2 protein-coding genes are annotated in these 3591 nt (G+C 61.5%); both read right to left on the bottom strand.

The genetic code is table 11. The features are described 5' to 3' along the window. A partial coding sequence (locus tag ACM6IQ_RS20410; protein ID WP_414879665.1) for a toxin VasX occupies positions 1-2965 on the bottom strand: 2965 nt, incomplete at its 3' end. Then, on the bottom strand, positions 2962-3591 hold a 630-nt coding region (locus ACM6IQ_RS20405; RefSeq protein ID WP_414879664.1), incomplete at its 5' end, for a DUF4123 domain-containing protein. The genes ACM6IQ_RS20405 and ACM6IQ_RS20410, both read right to left, overlap by 4 nt.

Raw genomic sequence — 3591 nt, 5'->3', positions numbered from 1 at the left:
AGCGGTTGTACAGCCAGGTTCCGCCAAATTCCAATACGGTGAAGAGGGCGCCGGCGAGGTTGAAGCGGAAGAACACGGTGGAGAGGCGTGTGCCTGCGGCGGCCCACGCAGCGGTCCTTGCGGCCGTGTTTTTTGCCATCAGTACGGTGGAACCCGCGTATAAGGTGTGACCAAAGCCATACGCATTGACGGTCGTCATGCCGGCAGCGCCCAGTGTCGCGAGCGCTGCACTATTCCGCGCAGCAGTATTGCCACTACGCGTCGCCTGTTGCCAATTCTGGTGGTGGTTGATGAGGCTGACCATTGAAGATGCAAAACCTAAAACGTAGGTAAAGCCACCCAACCCGATATGCATCTTGCCCATCTGCACATGTACATTCAGCAACGCATGGTGTTGAAGCCCCGCGACGAGTGCAGCGCTACGTGCCTTCAACGCCGTATCAGCCAGACTTTGCGCTGCGGTGAATCCCGCCGCCCCAGTCGCAAAACTCGCAGCAATCAACGGCTCCAACTTACGCTTGTCTCGTGACTGGTTAAACGTTTCCCTCATGACCGAAACCAAATTCACCCCCTGCACCAAAAACACCAACAACCCCATCCCCTCGCTCCGAATCAACTTCCCATTCGGCACCGAGCTAACCCCCAACCGAATATCCTTCAATAAACTCCGGACCTCCAACTGCTGGGCGGGCGGAAACACCACCGTCACGCCCGCCCGAGCCGGCGTCGCGCCGTGCAGCCGCACCGACTGATCCGGCAGTTCGGCAATCGGGCTCAGCGCCCCCGCCAGCCGGCCTTCAAGCTGCGTCAACTGTGCACGCACCCGCACAATTTCTTCCTGCAACTCAACCGCCCTCGGCGTTTTATGCCCTTGGCGGTTTTTGTTGTGGGTGATCTGGTTGCGCTCACGGGTCAGGGTTTTCAGGTAATCGCGCTCCCTCAACATTTCCTTAATCACGGTTTGCAGCGCGCCGTGTTCCGCCGGGCTGGCGACAGTAAAGGTCACGCCAGTGGTTTTTGCCGCATCGAGTATTCGTGGCGACAAGGCTTTAGGCAGGCGCCGGAACAGTTCGTCAAGGTCAGGAGTTTTCTCTGCCGACAAGTCAAACCCTTCCAGTGCCCGGCTCAGGCCCAGGTTCAGCGCCGGGCTGAGGCTGTGCTGGGCCGCGTCGGCAACGACGCGGGTATGCTCGGGCAGATCGTCGAGGGCCGGCAGGGGCGGTTGTTCAATTTTCTGTAGCTCGCCCAGCCAGTGCGGCAGGTTGTTGAACATCCCCATGCCCGCGTTGAACAACGTGCTGTATTGCGCGGCCCGTTCCGGCTGCAGGCGCAGGGGCAAGGTGTAGAACAGTGGCCGGCTCAACTCCGGGTGTTCTTCCAGATAACCGAGCATTTTTTCGCTGGCGTGGTCGCTGCGGCAAATGTCTTTGAGGCAGGCGTATTCGGCAGTGAAGGCCTGGCCCAGTTGCGATGGCTCGTGCGCGTCGTAGTACCAGGCCGAAAGGTGATAACGCCCGGCACACACCAGCGTCGTGCGGTCGGCGGTGATGCGCTCAAGCAGACGGTTCCAGCGGCTGAGGTCGTCGCGGTGCTGAAACAGCTCCGTGTCCATGGCCTCCCGGTCGATGAAATCGTCGACCCCGCGTTTGCCACTGAAAATCGGGCCTTCGAGCACGTCCTTGATACGTCGGTTGTGCGCCTGGCCGAGGTTGATCAGGGTCTGCAGGTGCCGTTCGACGAAATCGCCAGGAGCGACCTCGAAATGCTGGCGCGTGTAGTAACGCCGGTCTGCGTCTTCAATGGCGCGGCTTTCAGCCGTGAAGTCGGATGTAAGGCTGTCGAACCTGTTGATCTCGCGGGCATGGTCTACGGCTTGATCGCGCAACGGCACCAGTTCCGGTGGCACCGGTACGCCCGTAGGCTCGACCTTGCCGCCCCTGTTCAAGTAATCGAGCAGGGCCTGACGGGTGCGTTCACGGTCCGGTTCGGGTAATTGTTCCAGATCGGTGAACAAGGCTTTGTCTGCTGGTTTATCGCTGGCGTCGGCCAGGTAGCCGACATCCGCCGGGCTGAGCTGGCTCAAGGATTCGGTGTAACACGCCAGCAGGTAATTGCGTTCGTTGTGGTCGGCATTGCTCCAGTCGTCGACCCAGCCGACTACGGTGTCCTGATACTCGGCCAGATCACGCAGCACACCGAGGTCGTCGTGCACCACGAGGAACAAGGTGTCGTCCTGATAAGCCGGGCGCACCCGCCCGAGCAACTCACCAATGTGCGCCTCGCGAAAGCGCCGCGGCTGCTCCCACAAGTAGGGTTCACGTTCGTGCTCGGGGGCGTCGCTGACCTGTACCGTAGGCAATAGAACGGCGTCCGGTTCGTCAGCACTTTGCTCCGTTTGCGTTTGAGTGGCCGCGTCCGTCGCAACCTCCGCCAGCCACTGTTTGCCTTGCGCGACCGTCAACAGATGCTCGCCACCGGTTTGGCAATGCACCGGGCCGAGGTCGACGGCTTGCATGAAGTGTTTGCGTTCCTCGCGGTTGTCGAGCACTTGCGCGCATTTGGCCGCCGTCCACTGCACTTCGGCGAAGGTCACGTGCAGGGTGCTGCGCCTGGAAAAAACCAACGCCGGACGTTCTTCGATGGGCGTGCGCTGATCGCTGGCGACCTTGGCGCCCTTGTGCAGCAAGGCGCTGACCAGTCCGTTGAGTACCTGATATTCATGCAGGTGGCCGGTGACGCTGTCGATGATGTACAGCCAGCCATCGCGCAGCAGGCGAATGCCCAGCGGTCGGGCCGTCAGGGCATAGGGCAGCTTCAGTTCGGCACTCGGGTCGAGGGGCTTTTCCACCAGTCCATAACGCAAGGGCAGCAATTGCACGTGGGTCTGCCGCAGCGGGCAAGCACCCAGAGAGCCGATGGGGGATTTGGAGGCCGCGGCTGCGGCGAGGTTGGCGGGTGAAGTCATGGGTGGCCTCGTTGGCTGGCCCACTGGTGGGCGAGGTCAGCGGCCAGCGCGACGCGCTCGCCGGGGGATTGCAGCGACGGCGTATGCAGCAATCGGTTGATGTGCGGGTGCTGATCGAGCGATGAGCCATCCAGCGAGGCCATGACGTTGGCGTAATAAAACAATTCGGACTGGCTGCTCAAACCCAGCGTGCTGGCCTCAGCCTCCAGTTGCTCGAGCATTGGCCAGCGTTCGGCCACAGTTTCGCTGCCATGGCGTTCGGGGAAGTGTTTGAGCAGATGAGCGTCGAGTTCGAGCAGTACGCGGCGCCGGTCAGCGTGGTCCAGCCCCGAACTCTGTTCAGGGCTCAGGCGATAGGGCGTCGGTAGGTCAGGACGCTCGGACGACCGGGGTTGGTGGCGATGCCAATTAGCGCCGACGATATCGGCCGTTACCACACAGGACAGAGGCCCAAACAATCGCTGATCACCGCTGCCGAACAGGATTCGCGCCACGGCGGCATCGGCCAGACGCAGGACCACCGGTAGACCTTCAGGCAATTCAACGGTCAGCAGTTTGCGCAAGTGCTGGGCGACCTCATGCGCAGGTGCGGTGCTGAACAACAGCACGCCCCACTCTTCATGCGC

It is taken from the genome of Pseudomonas sp. IT-P100 (assembly GCF_949767185.1).
Taxonomy (GTDB): Bacteria; Pseudomonadota; Gammaproteobacteria; order Pseudomonadales; family Pseudomonadaceae; genus Aquipseudomonas; species Aquipseudomonas fluorescens_B.
This window is presented reverse-complemented; position numbering and strand designations above follow the sequence as displayed.